This is a genomic window from Qipengyuania qiaonensis (genome assembly GCF_019711515.1).
Classification (GTDB): domain Bacteria; phylum Pseudomonadota; class Alphaproteobacteria; order Sphingomonadales; family Sphingomonadaceae; genus Qipengyuania; species Qipengyuania qiaonensis.
The window spans coordinates 132,371-147,731 of sequence record NZ_JAIGNO010000007.1 but is presented as its reverse complement, the minus strand read 5'-3'; the positions used below and the strand labels follow the sequence as shown (position 1 = coordinate 147,731).

The 15,361-nt window shown below is 61.3% G+C and carries 21 protein-coding genes; 11 read left to right on the top strand and 10 right to left on the bottom strand.

The genetic code is table 11. The annotated features are described in order from the left end of the window. Positions 1-29: 29 nt before the first annotated feature. From K3174_RS12165 to K3174_RS12135, 7 genes are all read right to left on the bottom strand, one after another. The gene (locus K3174_RS12165; RefSeq protein ID WP_221558756.1) at positions 30-542 is read right to left on the bottom strand and encodes a hypothetical protein; all 513 of its coding nucleotides are present in this window, start codon (positions 540-542) and stop codon (positions 30-32) included. After that, positions 542-1,480, bottom strand: coding sequence for a 16S rRNA (cytosine(1402)-N(4))-methyltransferase RsmH (gene rsmH, locus K3174_RS12160; RefSeq protein WP_221558754.1), 939 nt, complete (start codon positions 1,478-1,480; stop codon positions 542-544). The genes K3174_RS12165 and rsmH overlap by 1 nt, the downstream gene beginning before the upstream one ends. Beyond that, positions 1,477-1,962, bottom strand: coding sequence for a division/cell wall cluster transcriptional repressor MraZ (locus tag K3174_RS12155; RefSeq protein WP_345719641.1), 486 nt, complete (start codon positions 1,960-1,962; stop codon positions 1,477-1,479). The genes rsmH and K3174_RS12155 overlap by 4 nt, the downstream gene beginning before the upstream one ends. A gap of 345 nt (positions 1,963-2,307) precedes the next feature. Next, positions 2,308-3,033 carry a GldG family protein gene (locus tag K3174_RS12150; protein ID WP_221558752.1) on the bottom strand — a complete coding sequence of 242 codons (726 nt, stop codon included), beginning with the start codon at positions 3,031-3,033 and terminating at the stop codon, positions 2,308-2,310. Beyond that, positions 3,011-3,373: a hypothetical protein gene (locus K3174_RS12145; RefSeq protein WP_221558750.1), complete on the bottom strand. Its 363-nt coding sequence runs from the start codon at positions 3,371-3,373 to the stop codon at positions 3,011-3,013. The genes K3174_RS12150 and K3174_RS12145 overlap by 23 nt, the downstream gene beginning before the upstream one ends. A 31-nt stretch (positions 3,374-3,404) precedes the next feature. Further along, on the bottom strand, positions 3,405-4,421 hold the full coding sequence (locus tag K3174_RS12140) for a cysteine synthase A (RefSeq protein ID WP_221558749.1): 1,017 nt from the start codon (positions 4,419-4,421) through the stop codon (positions 3,405-3,407). A gap of 41 nt (positions 4,422-4,462) precedes the next feature. Then, a complete protein-coding gene (locus K3174_RS12135; protein WP_221558748.1) occupies positions 4,463-4,780 on the bottom strand; it encodes a 2Fe-2S iron-sulfur cluster-binding protein in 318 nt (105 codons plus the stop codon). A 91-nt stretch (positions 4,781-4,871) separates the two neighbouring features. Here K3174_RS12135 and K3174_RS12130 point away from each other — a divergent pair, with 91 nt between their 5' ends. Genes K3174_RS12130 through K3174_RS12120 form a run of 3 tightly spaced genes read left to right on the top strand, consistent with a single transcriptional unit; the run spans position 4,872 to position 6,661 of the window. Then, positions 4,872-5,489: a DNA-3-methyladenine glycosylase family protein gene (locus tag K3174_RS12130; RefSeq protein WP_221558747.1), complete on the top strand. Its 618-nt coding sequence runs from the start codon at positions 4,872-4,874 to the stop codon at positions 5,487-5,489. A 22-nt stretch (positions 5,490-5,511) separates the two neighbouring features. After that, on the top strand, positions 5,512-6,318 hold the full coding sequence (locus K3174_RS12125) for an SDR family oxidoreductase (protein WP_221558745.1): 807 nt from the start codon (positions 5,512-5,514) through the stop codon (positions 6,316-6,318). Beyond that, on the top strand, positions 6,308-6,661 hold the full coding sequence (locus tag K3174_RS12120; protein WP_221558893.1) for an alpha/beta hydrolase-fold protein: 354 nt from the start codon (positions 6,308-6,310) through the stop codon (positions 6,659-6,661). Before K3174_RS12125 ends, K3174_RS12120 begins: the two co-directional genes overlap by 11 nt. Positions 6,662-6,707: 46 nt before the next feature. On the opposite strand, the gene K3174_RS12115 is transcribed toward K3174_RS12120, so the two are convergent. Continuing rightward, on the bottom strand, positions 6,708-7,001 hold the full coding sequence (locus K3174_RS12115; RefSeq protein ID WP_221558743.1) for a 4a-hydroxytetrahydrobiopterin dehydratase: 294 nt from the start codon (positions 6,999-7,001) through the stop codon (positions 6,708-6,710). Between the two features lie 58 nt (positions 7,002-7,059). On the opposite strand from K3174_RS12115, the gene ccmA reads away from it, so the two are divergent. The 3 genes from ccmA (at position 7,060) to K3174_RS12100 (ending at position 8,751) form a co-directional block, all read left to right on the top strand. Continuing rightward, positions 7,060-7,641 (top strand): heme ABC exporter ATP-binding protein CcmA, encoded by a 582-nt coding sequence (ccmA, locus tag K3174_RS12110; protein ID WP_221558741.1) that lies wholly within the window; start codon positions 7,060-7,062, stop codon positions 7,639-7,641. Further along, complete coding sequence (locus K3174_RS12105; protein WP_221558739.1) at positions 7,638-8,294, top strand: heme exporter protein CcmB; 657 nt, start codon at positions 7,638-7,640, stop codon at positions 8,292-8,294. The genes ccmA and K3174_RS12105 overlap by 4 nt, the downstream gene beginning before the upstream one ends. Before the next feature lie 103 nt (positions 8,295-8,397). Further along, positions 8,398-8,751, top strand: coding sequence for a GNAT family N-acetyltransferase (locus tag K3174_RS12100; RefSeq protein ID WP_221558737.1), 354 nt, complete (start codon positions 8,398-8,400; stop codon positions 8,749-8,751). Here the strand turns inward: K3174_RS12100 and map are convergent. Together map and K3174_RS12090 are read right to left on the bottom strand one after the other, a co-directional pair. Then, positions 8,745-9,572 (bottom strand): type I methionyl aminopeptidase, encoded by an 828-nt coding sequence (map, locus tag K3174_RS12095; RefSeq protein WP_221558735.1) that lies wholly within the window; start codon positions 9,570-9,572, stop codon positions 8,745-8,747. The genes K3174_RS12100 and map overlap by 7 nt on opposite strands. Before the next feature lie 40 nt (positions 9,573-9,612). Next, complete coding sequence (locus K3174_RS12090) at positions 9,613-10,419, bottom strand: PdaC/SigV domain-containing protein (RefSeq protein ID WP_221558733.1); 807 nt, start codon at positions 10,417-10,419, stop codon at positions 9,613-9,615. A gap of 45 nt (positions 10,420-10,464) precedes the next feature. Between K3174_RS12090 and K3174_RS12085 the strand changes: the two genes are divergently transcribed. The 5 genes from K3174_RS12085 (at position 10,465) to glnA (ending at position 15,229) form a co-directional block, all read left to right on the top strand. Further along, complete coding sequence (locus K3174_RS12085) at positions 10,465-11,853, top strand: leucyl aminopeptidase family protein (protein ID WP_221558731.1); 1,389 nt, start codon at positions 10,465-10,467, stop codon at positions 11,851-11,853. Between the two features lie 74 nt (positions 11,854-11,927). Beyond that, positions 11,928-12,275: a hypothetical protein gene (locus tag K3174_RS12080; RefSeq protein ID WP_221558729.1), complete on the top strand. Its 348-nt coding sequence runs from the start codon at positions 11,928-11,930 to the stop codon at positions 12,273-12,275. Further along, positions 12,272-13,210 (top strand): N-acetyl-gamma-glutamyl-phosphate reductase, encoded by a 939-nt coding sequence (gene argC, locus K3174_RS12075; RefSeq protein ID WP_221558727.1) that lies wholly within the window; start codon positions 12,272-12,274, stop codon positions 13,208-13,210. Before K3174_RS12080 ends, argC begins: the two co-directional genes overlap by 4 nt. Before the next feature lie 216 nt (positions 13,211-13,426). After that, a complete protein-coding gene (locus tag K3174_RS12070) occupies positions 13,427-13,765 on the top strand; it encodes a P-II family nitrogen regulator (protein WP_221558725.1) in 339 nt (112 codons plus the stop codon). Positions 13,766-13,819: 54 nt separating this feature from the next. Beyond that, entirely contained in the window at positions 13,820-15,229 is a 1,410-nt protein-coding gene (glnA, locus tag K3174_RS12065; protein ID WP_221558723.1) for a type I glutamate--ammonia ligase, read from the top strand. Positions 15,230-15,361 lie beyond the last annotated feature (132 nt).

Here is a 15,361-nt window from a genome sequence, read left to right as displayed (position 1 = left end):
GATGGCAGGGCCAAAGCCGGAAAGGGCGTTCACTGGCTCGCTTCCGCAACCGCGACCATGCTCACGGTCGGGCTCGCCAGACGTTCGGCCAGACCTTTCGCCGTTGCGGCAGCAAGTTCGCGTCGTTTGGGGCCGGTCGCCGCCGCATCATCGTCTCCTTCATCGATCCAGTCGGCGAAGAGACCATCCTTTTGCGGCACGGGTCGGTTGAGAGCCACGCGAACGGGCGCCGGCGCATCGATCCCCCGCGGAGTGCCCAACGCGGCAAGCTGACGCTCGCTTTCAAGATACTGGTCCGCACGCGGCGCGGAATAGCCGAATTCGACCGCGTTCCAGTCCGAAAGCTGCTGCTGACTGGCGCGTGTCTCGAATTCGGTTTCAAGCATCAGCTTGGCCTGCTTCGCGGCAATGATCTTGCGCTCGGCTAGTCGCACGTCGCTCTTTACCGCGTTGACCTTGAAAGTCAGCGCGAGGAGCAGCGCAAAGCATACGCCGAGGACGAGAGCCCAGCCGATCTGCCGGATGCGGGACCCGCCAACCATCACGCGGCCTCCCGTGCAGCGGTGGCGGTGCGCACGGCGGAACGCAGCACCGAGGAACGAGCGCGTGGATTGCGTGCGATCTCCGCCTCGCCCGGCTTGATCGCCTTCGAGACCTTCGAAAAAACCGGATCGTCCTGCGTTACCATAGGGACATGACGCGAGGCACTCGGGGTTGAGGATGCCTCGCGCAGGAAGCGCTTGACGATCCGGTCTTCGAGGCTGTGGAAGCTGACCACCGCGAGGCGACCTCCTTCACACAGCAGGCGTTCGGCAGCCCTCAGGCCTTGGGACAGTTCGTCGAGCTCGCCGTTCACATGAATTCTGATGGCCTGGAAGGTGCGGGTGGCCGGGTCCTTCTTGTCGTGCGGTTTGTGACCGAGAGCTTTGCGCACGACGCGCGCCAGATCGCCAGTCGTCTCCAGCGGGCGCGCGGCGACGATCGCCCGCGCTACGCGGCGCGACTGGCGTTCTTCGCCATAGGTGTAAAGCACGTCGGCGATCGCCTTTTCGTCTGCATTATTGAGGAAGTCCGCCGCGCTCGCCCCTTCCTGACTCATGCGCATGTCGAGCGGGCCGTCCAAAGAGAAGGCAAATCCGCGATGGGCCTGATCGAGCTGCATGGACGATACGCCAATATCCATCACCACGCCGTCTACCCTCACGACGCCAACCGACTTCATGACGTCGAGCATTTCGGAGAAACGATGCGGATGAAGGATTAGGCGCGGCGGATTTTCCTCCGTCTCGCGCCATGTGCGACCCGAGGCCACGGCATCGGGATCCCGGTCGAAGGCATGCACGGTTGCGCCGCGCTCGAGCAGCGCACGCGTGTAACCGCCAGCACCGAACGTCGCATCGATCAGCACGTCGTTCGGTTGCGGATCGAGCGCTTCAATCACCTCTTCCAGGAGCACCGGGATATGCGGAGCGCCGGTCATTTGCCCTTCGCCTTCGCATCGGCAAGGAAGCTTTCGCAGGCCGCTTTCGCGCCCGCCCAATCATCGCCCATCTTGGCAAGCTCATCGGGATTCCAGAGCGTAAAAAAGCGTCCGCCGCCCTGAAAATAGAGGCCGTCCTCGACCCCCCCAAGGGTACGCAGATGTTCGGGCATGACGAAGCGGCCGCTGTCGTCGAAGGGCATTTCCTGAAAGCCGAAAAGTTGGCTCGACCGGGTATCGCGGTCGAATTCCTTGCCCAGACGAACCGCCATTTCTTCTTCGCGGTCGAGTTGGGCTTCAAGTTCCGGCTTACGGGAAAGGCCGAAGCCGACAAGGCAGTTCCAGGTCGGGTGCTTCGTCAGACAGAGCACGCGGCCATCGCTCGATTCCTTTACAGCCTTGCGGAAAAGTGGCGGAAGCACAAAGCGACCCTTGTCGCCCGCGGGCGAATAGGCCTGACCGCTATACCCTCCGAAAGACACTTTCCCCAAACCCCGAATACGGTTTCGATTACCTCCCCATCGGACAACACCTCCCCCGCTCGCCCACACATGTTGGCGAGCCGCCCCGCAATCATGCGAGGCGCGCATAGACAGTGGTTGTCCGATGTGTGCTTGGTTTATCGCGGGTGAGGCGGGGATGGAAGGGAAAATTGCGGGATTTTACGGGATAACGATTTAAAACACTGTTTATAAAGAATATTTTTCGACTTGAGAATCTCGAATTTCATACTGATTGCCTAACGAAGATTCTGGAAATGCACGCATTTCCGCGGATTCGTGCACGACATCACCGAAGCCTTCGACTCTGTCCCGCGAAATCCCGCGTTAGCGATCAAACGCGATGGCGATCAGCGATTCCAACGACGCGCGGCCTGGCGAAGAACCGTCGTCGTCGAGTATGGCCGCGTCCGCCATCAGCGTGACTCGCCCCTTGCCGACGTCGCATTGGGCAAGCAGCCCCGTTTCGGACAAGGTACACCCGTCATTCTCGACCAGCACGAAATGCCCTGCCAGGTTCACGGGATAATCGCGATCGAAGGCAGAAATGTATCGCGTTCCGCCGGGCTGATCTTCGTCGAAGCGAAGCTCGAGCCCCCAGCGGGAAAGGATAGGGGAGATCAGCACAACGTCCTGCGGTCGCTGCTTGTCGCCGAGAGCCAATTCGCTGTGTCGCGTCAGGAGTGGATCGGCAAATATCAGCAATCGCCCTCCCTGGCGCACCCAGTTGTCCAGCGCCACGTTTTCCGACGGCGCCAACGGACGCGGCTGAGCCATGATTATTCGGGCCACGCCGTCGACTGCTTCAGCCTCCAGCGTATCGAGCGGTGCGATTGCAAAGCGTTTCTCGATCAGGGAGCGAACCCAATCCTTGCGTTCCGTGCCGGCGAGTATGGCCGACGGGCCACCCTCGCCCCAAAATATCGGCAAGCTTGCGAACAGGCCGACCGTCGGTTTTTCCGAACTTTCCTCGGTGGCTTGGCCGGGCGAACAAGCTGCCAAAAGCGCAAGCAGCAATGTCAGCGAAATGCTAGTCCGTAGCCAAGGGGGCATTGGTCTCGACCTGTGGCCCAAGAGTCGGCGTAGCGCTTGGGGTCGCCGTCGGTTCAGCGGGAAGATCCGGCACTACCCCTGCTTCCACCAGAGGATCGTTCCGCGGCGCGGCCTGGGTCGGTTCTGTCGTGGGCGCAGCATCGGGAACCGTCGTCGCGTCGGTTTCCGCAGCGCGGTTCTGAATAATGCTCGCCAGCCCGACGAGCAGTATCATCATCACAATTCCCGTTATACCTATCTGAAGGCGTTGCACCGTGCGCTCGCGCCGGGCATCCGTTCCGGGTACATCCGGCAATTCGCCGACGGGCGGCTTGCGGCTCATGTCGAAAAACTGCGGCACGCGCATTAGCCTAGGCACCATTGCCTGCCAGTCAATCGCCCGATTGCAACCAATCGAAGACCGGCAATCCTTTCGAAGCCAGCCAATCGGCATTGTACAGCGTCGAAAGGTAGCGGAAGCCGGTATCGCACAATATGGTCGCAACGCGCGGGTTCTCGCGACCTTCAGCGACCAGTTGCTTGCCCAGCTCAATCGCGCCCGCCACATTGATTCCGCTCGAGAGGCCGAGACACAGTCCTTCGTCGCGCAAGAGCCGCGCGACCCATTCAAGACCTCCGCGATCCGAGATCCGGAACTGGGTATCGATCGGCGCTCCTTCGAGATTGCCGGTAATGCGCCCTTGCCCGATCCCCTCGGCGACAGAGGACCCTTCCGCCTTGAGTTCACCGTGCGCAAAGTAGCTGTGAAGGGCCGCGCCGTGCGGGTCGGTCAACGCGATGACTATGGTTTCGTCGAACGCCTTGAGGCCCAGTCCGACCCCGGCAATCGTCCCACCCGTGCCGGCGGCGCAAGTGAAACCGTCGATCCTGCCATCGAGCTGTTCCCAGAGCTCTTTCGCAGTCGTTTCGATATGCGCCTTGCGATTGGCGGTATTGTCGAACTGGCCCGCCCATATGGCCCCGTCGATCTCTGCCGCCATGCGGCGCGAGACGTGCTGGAAATGGTTGCAATCGGCATATTTGGTCGGCGGAACGGTGACCAGTTCCGCGCCCAAAGCTCGTATCGTGTCCATTTTCTCGTGGCTCTGATTGTCGGGCATCACGATGATCGTGCGGTACCCCAGCGCATTGGCCACCAGCGCTATGCCGATGCCGGTATTCCCGGCGGTTCCCTCGACGACCGTGCCACCCGGCTTGAGTTCGCCGCGCTCCTCTGCATCGCGAATGATATACAGCGCCGCTCGGTCCTTGACCGATGCGCCGGGGTTGGCGAATTCGCATTTACCGAAAATGTCGCAGCCGGCCTCCGCACTCGGCCCTTCAAGGCGAACGAGCGGGGTATTGCCGATAAGGTCGAGCGTGCGCTCGCGTACGGGAATGGCAGTCATGGTCAGGAACTAGGCGCGCGGGCCTTAACCCGCAAACAACATCAATCTTCAGGCGCGATAGTAACCTTCAGGCCGTCGAGTTCAGGAGCAAACGGGATCTGGCAGGACAGGCGCGACGTCGCTTTGCGATGATCTGTCGATTCCAGCAGATCGTCTTCGTCTTCGGTCATAGGTGGCAGCTTGTCGCTGAAGGCGGCATCGACGTGGACGTGACAAGTGGCACAGGAACAGCAGCCGCCGCACAGCGCGAGGAGTTCGTCGAAACCGTTGTCGCGGATCGCTTCCATCACGGTCAGACCGTCGGCGACGTCGATTTCACTGGTGTCGCCTTCACGGGTGGTGACGATCAGTTTCGGCATTTGCATCTATCCTCGGTTGCAAAGGGCCACTGGCCCAACCTATGCGTCGCGCTGCTATTCAATCGGGACGGGGAAGGCAAGCATACTCGCCATGGGTCTGACTAACGTACAGCTACGCCAACATCTCGACGCCGTTGCCGCCGAGGACAAGACCGTTGCCGCCGCGATCGAGCGTTGCGGATATCCGGAAGAGCGCATTCGGCCGACCGGCTACCAGACTTTGCTGCGGACCATAGTGGGGCAGCAGGTCAGCGTGGCAGCGGCCACTTCGGTGTGGAACAAACTCGAAGCGGAACTGGGCGAGGAAATGCAAGCGCACGAACTGCTCGCCCGCGACTTCGATACGCTGCGCGCCTGCGGGCTTTCGCGCCAGAAACAGGGCTATGCGCGAAGCTTGTGCGAACTCGTGTCGAGCGGCGAACTGCAGTTCGATAACCTGCCCGACGATGACGAGGCTGCGATCCTCGAACTTACCCGCATCAAAGGCATCGGGCGTTGGTCGGCGGAAATCTATCTCCTCTTCGCCGAAGGCCGGCAGGACATCTGGCCGGCCGGCGACCTGGCCGTTCAGGAAGCAGTCGGTCGCTTGCTCGGTTTGCCCGAGAGGCCGAGCGAGAAGGAAACGCGGGTGTTGGGCGACAAATGGCGTCCCTATCGCGGCGCCATGGCTATCTTTACCTGGCACACATACAATAGCGCCGCGCTGTAGTGGCACACGAGGGAGAGAAAATGTGAGCGAGCGCAAGGCGATTTTTGTCACCGGAGGCGGTTCGGGCATCGGGCAGGCGGTCGCTGTGTTTTTCGCCCAGCGCAATTGGTTCATCGGCCTCGGCGATATCGACAAGGCGGGAATGGGCATAACCGAAGAGATGATCGGCAACGGTTTCGTTTATTCGCATCAGCTCGACGTACGCGATCGTAGCGCGTGGGACGAAGCGCTCGACGCGTTCTCGGTTGCGACGGGTGGCCGGATCGACGTGGTCTTCAACAATGCCGGTATTCCGCTCGGCGGCTCGTTAATCGAGAACAGCGCCGAAGAAATAGAGCGGTGCCTCGATGTCAATTTGAAGGGTGTGTTGTTCGGCGCGCAGGCCGCGTATCCACATCTCAGGAAGACCGCGCCGGGATCGTGCCTGCTCAACACCGCAAGCGCTGCCGGCATATACGGAACTCCGGGTGCGAGCGTCTATTCCGCGACCAAATTCGGCGTCCGCGCGGTGACCGAAAGTCTCGACGGCGAATGGGCCGAAGATGGGATCAATGTGCGCTCGCTCATGCCGAGCTTCATCGACACGCCGCTGCTCGACCATAATCCGAATGCGCGCTCCAACGAAGATATTCGCCAGCGCGTGACGACAGCAGGGCTTGAAATCACGCCAGTTGAAGAAGTTGCAGCTGCGGCCTGGGCCGCTGTCCATGGCAAGAGGCTGCACACGACCGTCGGGAAGACCGCAAAAAGTATGGCTTTCGCCGCGCGCTGGCTGCCGGGCCGCGTGCGCAAGCAGACGCGCTCGTCGTTCCGCCCTCTTGGTCGGTGAGCCTTGCGGCACCCGCCAGCACCCAGCTGGCGGGCGGCGAGCCGCTGGTGGTGCCACCACCTACACTGCGAAGACCGCAATCCTGGAAAGCGAGAACCGCAAGGTCACCGTCCGGCTGCCGACCGGATACGACAAGGAGCCCGAGCGGAAATACCCCGTCGTTTACGTCCTGGATGGCGGGCCGGAGCAGAATTTCGAGCACATCGCCGGAATCGCTCAAAGCCGCGATATGAACTGGTCGTTCGATCCCCTCATCCTTGTCGGGATCGAGAGCGTGATCAGGTGGCACGAACTGGCGCCGCCGGTAGTGGACCCTGAGCCCTATGAGGCCCAAGCCCTATGAGGAAAGTCTGCTCTACGACCTTGGCTCGAGGGCTCGCGAAGGCACCCTAGGCCAGCAGCGCATCGATCTTGCGCGCCATTTTCACGTCGCGCAGGCTTAAACCGCTCGCATCATGTGTGGTCAGGGTGATTTCGACTCGGTTGTAAACGTTGAACCATTCGGGATGGTGATCGCGCGCCTCCGCGATCATCGCGACGCGGGTCATAAACGCGAAAGCTTCGGAGAAATCGGCAAATTCGAACTTTCGCTCGATCGCGTCGCCATCGCGGCACAACGACCATCCCGGCAGTGCTCTTAACCAGCTCTTGCGTTCTTCCTCGCTTAGCTGCTCGACCGTCATGACGCGCGAATCTCCTCTTGCTTGTCGCGTGGGCGCCTTTTGCCTATCGACCCTCGCCATGCAAGCTCACCTAGTCGCAACGGACATTGCCTGCCGCCGCGGCGATCGGCTGCTGTTTCGTGGCTTGTCGTTACCCGGAAGATCGGGCGACGCCTACCACATTACCGGAGCTAACGGGATCGGCAAATCCAGTCTGATCCGTATTCTTGCAGGCCTGCTAAGGCCATTTGCGGGGACCGTCGAGCGCGAAGGTGCGATGGGTCTGGTCGACGATCGGCTGGCACTGGATGCCAACCATTCGCTGGGCGACGCACTGGCGTTCTGGCAAAAGCTCGACGGCTGCACCAATCCGGGCCGCGCTCTCGAAGTGCTCCAGCTCTTACCGCTGATGGATGTTCCGGTTCGTTATCTTTCAACGGGGCAGAAAAAACGCGCTGCGCTGGCGCGCCTGTTAAATCGGCGCTGTCCGATCTGGCTGCTCGACGAACCGCTGAACGGGCTCGATGCCGATGCCCAAAAGGCGTTCGAAACGCTGATCGCCCTTCACTGTTCCGGCGGTGGCATCGCCATCGTGGCCTCGCACCAGCCCATCGCCCTGCCCTCGCCAAGGACAATCGACCTTGCGGGGTATGCAGCGTGATCCAGGCGCTTCTTCGCCGAGATCTCGCACTTCTGTTACCGGGGGGTCGTGGCGGAGGGGGCGGGATACTGCCTCTGCTATTCTTCCTAGCAGTGGCAATGCTTTATCCGTTTGCGGTCGGTCCGGATGCTCAACTGCTAGCGCGGACGGGTGGCGGCGTGATCTGGGTGGCAGCTCTGCTCGCGGCAATCTTGCCGTTGGAAAAGCTTGTGGCCGGCGACCTCGAAGCAGGCATGTTCGATCAGCTGCACCTGCGCGGGATCAGCGAGGAAATGACCATGGCCGTCAGGCTGCTGGCGCACTGGCTGGCCTTCGCGCCGCTCCTGTTGCTGGCTACACTCCCCGCTGCCGCCCTTCTTGGTCTTGATGGACAAACGACGCGAACGGTAGTGCTCGGCTTGCTGGCGGGGACACCGGGACTTGCCGCTGTCGGGCTCGCTGTTGCGGCGCTTACCGCGAGCCTTCGTGGGGGCGCGGCACTCGCCGGTCTGATGGTCATCCCACTGGCCGTGCCGATCCTGATCTTCGGAGCCGGTTCGCTCGCACGCCCCGACCCTGAAGCCCTGCTCCTGACTGGCGCGATCAGTCTTGCGCTGTGCGCCGTGTCCCCATTTGCGGCCGGCGCCGCGATAAAGGCTGCGCGAGAGGGATAATCAGCCCGTGCCCCGCCTTCGCCCTGCACATAACCGCGATTTCGAAGTAATCACCGAGATATGGCATTTGAGTGCGAGCCTCCCGGGCGTTGGGCCTCCCACGATGCCTTCCCGACAAACCCTTCGCGAACGCATCGATTCCGAAATCGCTGAAGGTTGGTCGATCACGCTTGCAACGGATTCGGACGTTGTCGTCGGCTTCCTAGCGACTAAACCGTCGGTCAAGGTACTTGATCAATTGTTCGTCATTCCCAAAGCAATCGGGTCGGGAACTGGCGGATTGCTATTCGCGCATGCTAAGCAGGAAATGCCGAATGGCTTCGCGCTTTATACTGCCGCAACCAACCTTTCTGCCCGCGCCTTCTACGAACGGGCCGGAATGTTGTCGACGCACGAATCTGCTCACCCCCGTACCGGGCATCCAGTGGTTTGGTATGAATGGGTGCCGGATCAGTAAGGCGGTTTGTGCAGGCCCTTGGGGCTTTCGGTAAAGATTTCGAGGCCGTCTTCGGTAATGCCGATTGAATGTTCGAACTGGGCCGAGAGCGACTTGTCTCGGGTGACGGCGGTCCAGCCGTCGCGCAGGATTTTGGCGTGCGGGCGACCGGCGTTGATCATCGGTTCGATGGTGAAGAACATACCGGGCTTGAGTTCAGGACCAGTGCCCGCGCGGGCGGCGTGGATCACTTCCGGCGCGTCGTGGAATAGGCGCCCCAAGCCATGGCCGCAGAACTCCTGCACCACGCCATAGCGGTACTGGCGGGCATGCGCTTCGATCGCCGCACCGATATCTCCCAGACGCGCACCCGGCTTTGATGCCGCCGCGATCCCCAGCATAAGGCATTCATAGGTCACCTCAACCAGACGGCTGGCCTTGATCGAAGGCTCGCCGGCGAAATACATCCGGCTGGTATCACCATGCCAACCGTTCAGCAGCGGCGTCACATCGATATTGACGATGTCCCCATCCTTGAGCGCCTTGTCCGAAGGAATACCATGGCAGATCACATGGTTGATCGAGGTGCAGCAGCTATGCGTATAGCCGCGATAACCCATGGTGGCGGGCACTGCCCCCGCATCGAGCATCATGGTGCGCGCCTTGTCGTCGATCGCGCCGGTTGTCACGCCAGGCTGAACGAAAGAGGTCAATTCATCGAGGATTTCGGCGGCCAAGCGGCCGGCCTTGCGCATGCCCGCAAAGCCATCCGACCCGTGGAGCTTGATCGTGCCGTCGCGATAGACGGTCTCGTCCGCCTCGATTACCTGATATTCCGTCATGCCCACGACATAGTGCGCTCAGGCGGAAATTGCGAGATACCTAGCTGCGCACGCTGAATGCGTCAGCGTATTCCGCTTTAACCGCATCGAGCACGCTGGCCGTGACGTCGAAATCAAGCTCGTAGTCGCCTTCCGCATACGCACCGGCGACATAGGGTCCGAAATAGACGGCAATCCGATCGAAGGTAGTACCGTTGGAAGAACCGACAAGCACGCTCGCCTCGTCGAGACCCGGGCATTTGTCGAACATGTCGTCACTGCCCTCTTCGATCTTCATGCCCCGCCGCTTTTCGCGTTCCTTGTTGAGCGTACCGCAAAGCCTTTTGCCAAGGCTCTGCTCCAGCGCAACAGGCGAGTTGAAAAGCTCGACACCTTTCATGGTCCTGCCCGCTTCCCGATCCCACACGAGCGACTGTACACCGTACATGCCATGTGCCCCGCCGGAATAGGTCGCGAGGTGGCCCGAAAGACTGAGATATCCCGGAATATCGGCTACGACCCTCCATTCTTCGGAGGCGCTATGCTGACGCGGGGTCCAGCTTTGGCCCTCGGCCGCATTCCAGTCGTCGTCGGCTTCCTTCTCGAGACCGGCGCGCATCGCATCGGATTTCTCTTTCAGATATGCGGCAAGTCCGGCTTCGGCTGCCGCTTCGACTGGCCAGGAATAGGCGAATTGGTAGCGTTCGGTTTCCTGCTCAACCGAATAGGCCTTGGCATCCGGAGCAGTAGTCGCCGAAGCCGTTGCGCTTACAGTCTCCTCGACCCCGGCTTTCTCCGCATACTCGGCCCCGTCCGAGCAGGCCGCACTCGACAGGGCGAGCGAAATCAGGAACAGGGGCGCACGCATCACGGTTTCCTTTGCGAAGACGAAAGACAGGGGTACGTTCCGAATATGGCCGACAACCAGCCGCTTATCCAGCCCGACCGAGGACAGGATGCGATTTCCCTGCACCTCGTCAACCGCGACGGATATCCTGGCTGGTTGAAGAAGCTTTCTGCGAGCCAGCGGGCGGCGCTCGATGCGCAGAAATTCGATGGCAGTGGTTACCAGGTCGGGATCGTGCCTGATGGGGACGGCTGGTTCGCGGTCGGAGGCGTAGGAAATCCCGCAGATCTTTCGAGTTGGTGCATGGCCAAGCTGGCCGAGAGCCTGCCCGAAGGTACCTACCGTCGCGCCGAGGGAGAACCGGGTCCTGCCGTTCATGGCTGGCAAACGGCCCAATATGTTTTCGACCGCTACAAGAAGGCGGATCGGCCGGTCGGCCCACGCGTGCTGCTGACCAAGGACGTGAAGGCAATCGATCCGGCGATTGCCGAAGCGCAGGCCGTTTGCCTCGTACGTGACCTCGTGAACACACCGGCCGAAGACATGGGTCCCGCGGCGCTGGAAGAGCAATGCGAGAAGCTGGCGAAAGAGCACTCGGCCAAGCTGACTGTCACGAAGGGCGACACGCTCGAGCAGGAATATCCCATGGTCCATGCAGTGGGTCGCGCGGCAGCGCGTCACCATGCTCCGCGGATCATGCATCTAACCTGGGGAAAAGAGAGCGACCCCGTCCTGGCCATCGTCGGCAAGGGGGTCTGTTTCGACAGCGGCGGACTTGATGTAAAAAGCTCGACCGGAATGCTGCTGATGAAAAAGGATATGGGCGGAGCGGCCCATGCCATAGCGCTGGCCGGGCTGGTTATGGGCGCCGGTCTTCCCGTGCGATTGCATCTACTTGTTCCGGCGGTAGAAAATGCGATCAGTTCCAACAGCTTCAGACCGGGCGACGTGCTCAAGACCCGTAAGGGGCTGACGGTCGAGATCGGCAATACCGATGCCGAAGGCCGTCTGATACTTGGGGATGCGCTTCAGCGCGCGAGCGAGGAGAAGCCCGAACTGATCATCGACTTCGCAACGCTTACCGGTGCCGCACGTGTCGCCCTTGGCCCCGACTATCCGGCGCTTATGACGCGTGAGGATGCGACGGCGGAGGAATTGATCGCGGCAGGCAAGGCGCATGACGACGAACCTTGGCGTCTGCCGCTGCCCGACGCTTACCGGGAATGGCTCAATTCCGACATCGCCGACACCAACAATGCCCATGGCAACGCGTTTGCCGGGGCGAGCGTGGCGGGTCTATTCCTGGACCGGTTCGTCGGCGAAGGCATCGATTGGGCACATTTCGATACCTTTGCCTGGCGTCCGCAGCCGAAACCGGGCCGTCCGAAGGGCGGCGATGCCTATGGTCTTCGGGCTGCATGGCATATGCTTCGTGGCCGTTTCGGTGAAGCTTGACGGGCGCTGCCTTGCTTGAATGGCCCTGCGGGGCTAAGCGCCCGCAACGTTCACAACCGGATTTTGCACACAGCGTGACTGCTCAAGCCAGCTATTCCCTACCCGAAGATATCGTTGGACTGAACGGCCCGGTCGAGAAACCAGCGCCGGGTACGTTGCCATTGCGCGGCGACCTCGCCCACATCGCACTCGCGAAGAACTATCTGGCGGCGCACTATGTCATTCCGCAACGGCGCCGCATCGGCGACACAGCCGCGACCCTGAAGCTGGCCATGCGCGACGATGCTGGCAACGGCACAACGCTCGATGCGGGCCAGGAGATCGAGCTGCTCGATTGCGCGGGCGATTGGGCATGGATTGCCTGCGGCCCGGCGGGCCCGAGCGGATACGTCCGGCTCGGCATGCTCGCCTCCGAGCAATGACACACACAATATTCATCGATGGCGCCGCCGGGACCACCGGCCTCGAGATTGCCGACCGGCTCGAAGGGCGTGGCGAATTCGAACTTCTGCGACTGGACGATGACCGGCGCAAGGATGCGGAGGCCCGCCGCGACGCGTTGAACGAGGCAGACATCGCCATCCTCTGTCTGCCGGACGATGCCGCGCGCGAAGCTGTGGAACTGATCGATACAGCCAGCCGAACTCGGGTGATCGATGCATCGAGCGCCCACCGGACAACGGAGGGCTGGTGCTACGGCTTTCCGGAACTCGTGGGCAGAGAACGGGTGGCAGATGCCCTGCGGGTGAGCAACCCGGGATGCTACCCGACGGGCTTTCTCGCACTGGTCGCACCACTCGTGCGCGCCGGGCTGCTGCCGGCGGACTGGCCATATACGGTCAACGCCGTGAGCGGTTATTCGGGTGGCGGCAAGGCGTTAATCGAGCGTATGATCGACAAGCCGAACATTGCGTTTCGCACCTATGCGCTTGATCTGGCGCACAAGCACCTGCCCGAGATGCAGGTGCATGCCGGCCTCGACCATCCGGTACTGTTCGCGCCATCGGTCGTTCCCGCCTATCGGGGCATGATCGTCGAGGTCCCGTTGCACCTCGGTGCGATGCAGAACGATCCGCACTCCGACGCCCTGCGCGACGCGCTGGCAGAATTCTACACAGCCTCAGCGGTCGTCACCGTTCACGACGATACGCCCGCGGGCGAGCTCCTGCTGGAAACGGACGCCGCGCCCTCGGACGGCCTCGAGCTGTTTGTCTTCGGCAACGAGGGCGGCTGGAATGCGCGGTTGGTCGCGCGGCTCGACAATCTCGGCAAAGGCGCCAGCGGGGCAGCGGTCCAGAGCCTCAATCTCATGTGCGGACTCCCCGAGATGACCGGCCTTCTCCTACAGAATGCCTAATATTTGGGCATTTTCTGACTGCCACATAAGCAGTGTCGGGAAATGGCATCGCCGGGATTGCGCGAATTTCGCTCGATCGATGCAAAAATTGCGTCGAGTACGTTTGGCGCGCACGTAATCTTCGGCTACGCCTAGCGCCGGCTTCCTTGGCACGATTCTTGGAAAGAAACGCGCGATGGATGGATTGACATTGTTCTCCCGAGGTTCGGAAACAACGTGAAGAAGATTGAAGCGATCATCAAACCGTTCAAGCTGGACGAGGTGAAAGAAGCGCTGCACGAAATCGGTGTGTCCGGCATCACCGTCACCGAGGCCAAGGGCTTCGGACGTCAAAAGGGCCATACCGAACTCTATCGCGGCGCCGAATATGTCGTGGATTTCCTGCCCAAGGTGAAGCTCGAAGTGGTCGTGTCCGACGGCATTGCCGACCGGACCGTCGAAGCCATCGCCGCGGCCGCGCAGACCGGCCGGATCGGCGACGGCAAAATCTTCATCTCGTCGATCGAAGGGGCCCTGCGCATCCGCACGGGCGAACGCGACGACGACGCAATCTGATCGCCTGCGGGTCTGCCCCGCATACCCATTTCAATTCAAACGGAGGCAATTGTAATGTCGAGTGCAAAGAAGGTCCTGAAACAGATCGAGGACGACGGTATCGAGTGGGTCGACCTGCGCTTCACCGATCCCAAGGGCAAATGGCAGCACCTTACCATGGTCGCCAAGACGCTCGACGAGGACCAGTTGGAAGATGGCCTGATGTTCGACGGTTCGTCGATCGCCGGCTGGAAGGTCATCAACGAAAGCGACATGATCCTCAAGCCTGACCTCGAACGTGTCTATGTTGACCCGTTCAGCGCCGAACCGATGATGATCCTGTTCTGCGACATCGTCGAACCGTCGACCGGCGAATGGTATGCTAGGGACCCGCGCACGACTGCGAAGCGCGCCGAAGCCTTCCTCAAGTCGACCGGTATTGGCGACACGATCTATGTCGGCCCCGAAGCGGAATTCTTCATGTTCGACGACGTTCGCTTCGAAGACGGGTATGCCGGCTCGGGATACGCCATCGACGATATCGAGCTGCCGACCAACACCGGCAAGGAATATGAAAGCGGGAACCTCGCCCACCGTCCGCGCGCAAAAGGCGGCTATTTTCCCGTCGCCCCGGTCGACAGCGCTGTCGACATCCGCGGTGAAATGGTTTCCACCATGATCGAAATGGGCCTCAACTGCGACAAGCACCACCACGAGGTGGCCGCGGCGCAGCACGAACTGGGCCTGACCTTCGGCACGCTGGTCGAAACCGCCGACAACATGCAGATCTACAAATACGTCGTGCACCAGGTCGCGCATATCTACGGCAAGACCGCGACGTTCATGCCCAAGCCAATCAAGGACGATAACGGCTCGGGCATGCACACCCACATGTCCATCTGGGACGGCGGCAAGCCGACTTTCGCCGGGAACCAGTATGGTGGTCTCAGCGAAAACTGCCTCTACTACATCGGCGGCGTCATCAAGCACGCCAAGGCGCTGAACGCCTTCACCAACCCGACCACCAACAGCTACAAGCGGCTGGTGCCGGGCTTCGAAGCCCCAGTCCTGCTGGCTTACTCGGCGCGTAACCGTTCGGCTTCCTGCCGTATCCCCTATGGTGCGGGTGACAAGGCGAAGCGCGTGGAGTTCCGCTTCCCCGACGCGATGGCAAACCCCTATCTCGCCTATGCCGCGCTGCTGATGGCGGGCCTAGACGGCATCACCAACAAGATTCACCCGGGCGAAGCGATGGACAAGAACCTCTACGACCTGCCGCCCGCAGAGCTTGCCGAGGTTCCGACCGTCTGCGGTTCGCTGCGCGAAGCTCTGGAATCGCTCGAGGCCGACCACGAATTCCTGCTCAAGGGCGACGTCTTCACCAAGGATCAGATCGACGCCTATGCCGAACTGAAGTGGGAAGAGGTCCTGCGCGTCGAAACCACGCCATGCCCGGCCGAGTTCGATATGTATTACAGTGCCTGATTGCTGACCGCTCAGCCGCGGAAATCAGTGAAGTGACAGGGCGACCGGAGCGATCCGGTCGCCCTTTTCATTGAAGTGTAAAGAAGTGCGTCTTCGGGGCCACAGGCATGCGGTAAACCCGACGCATCGAGA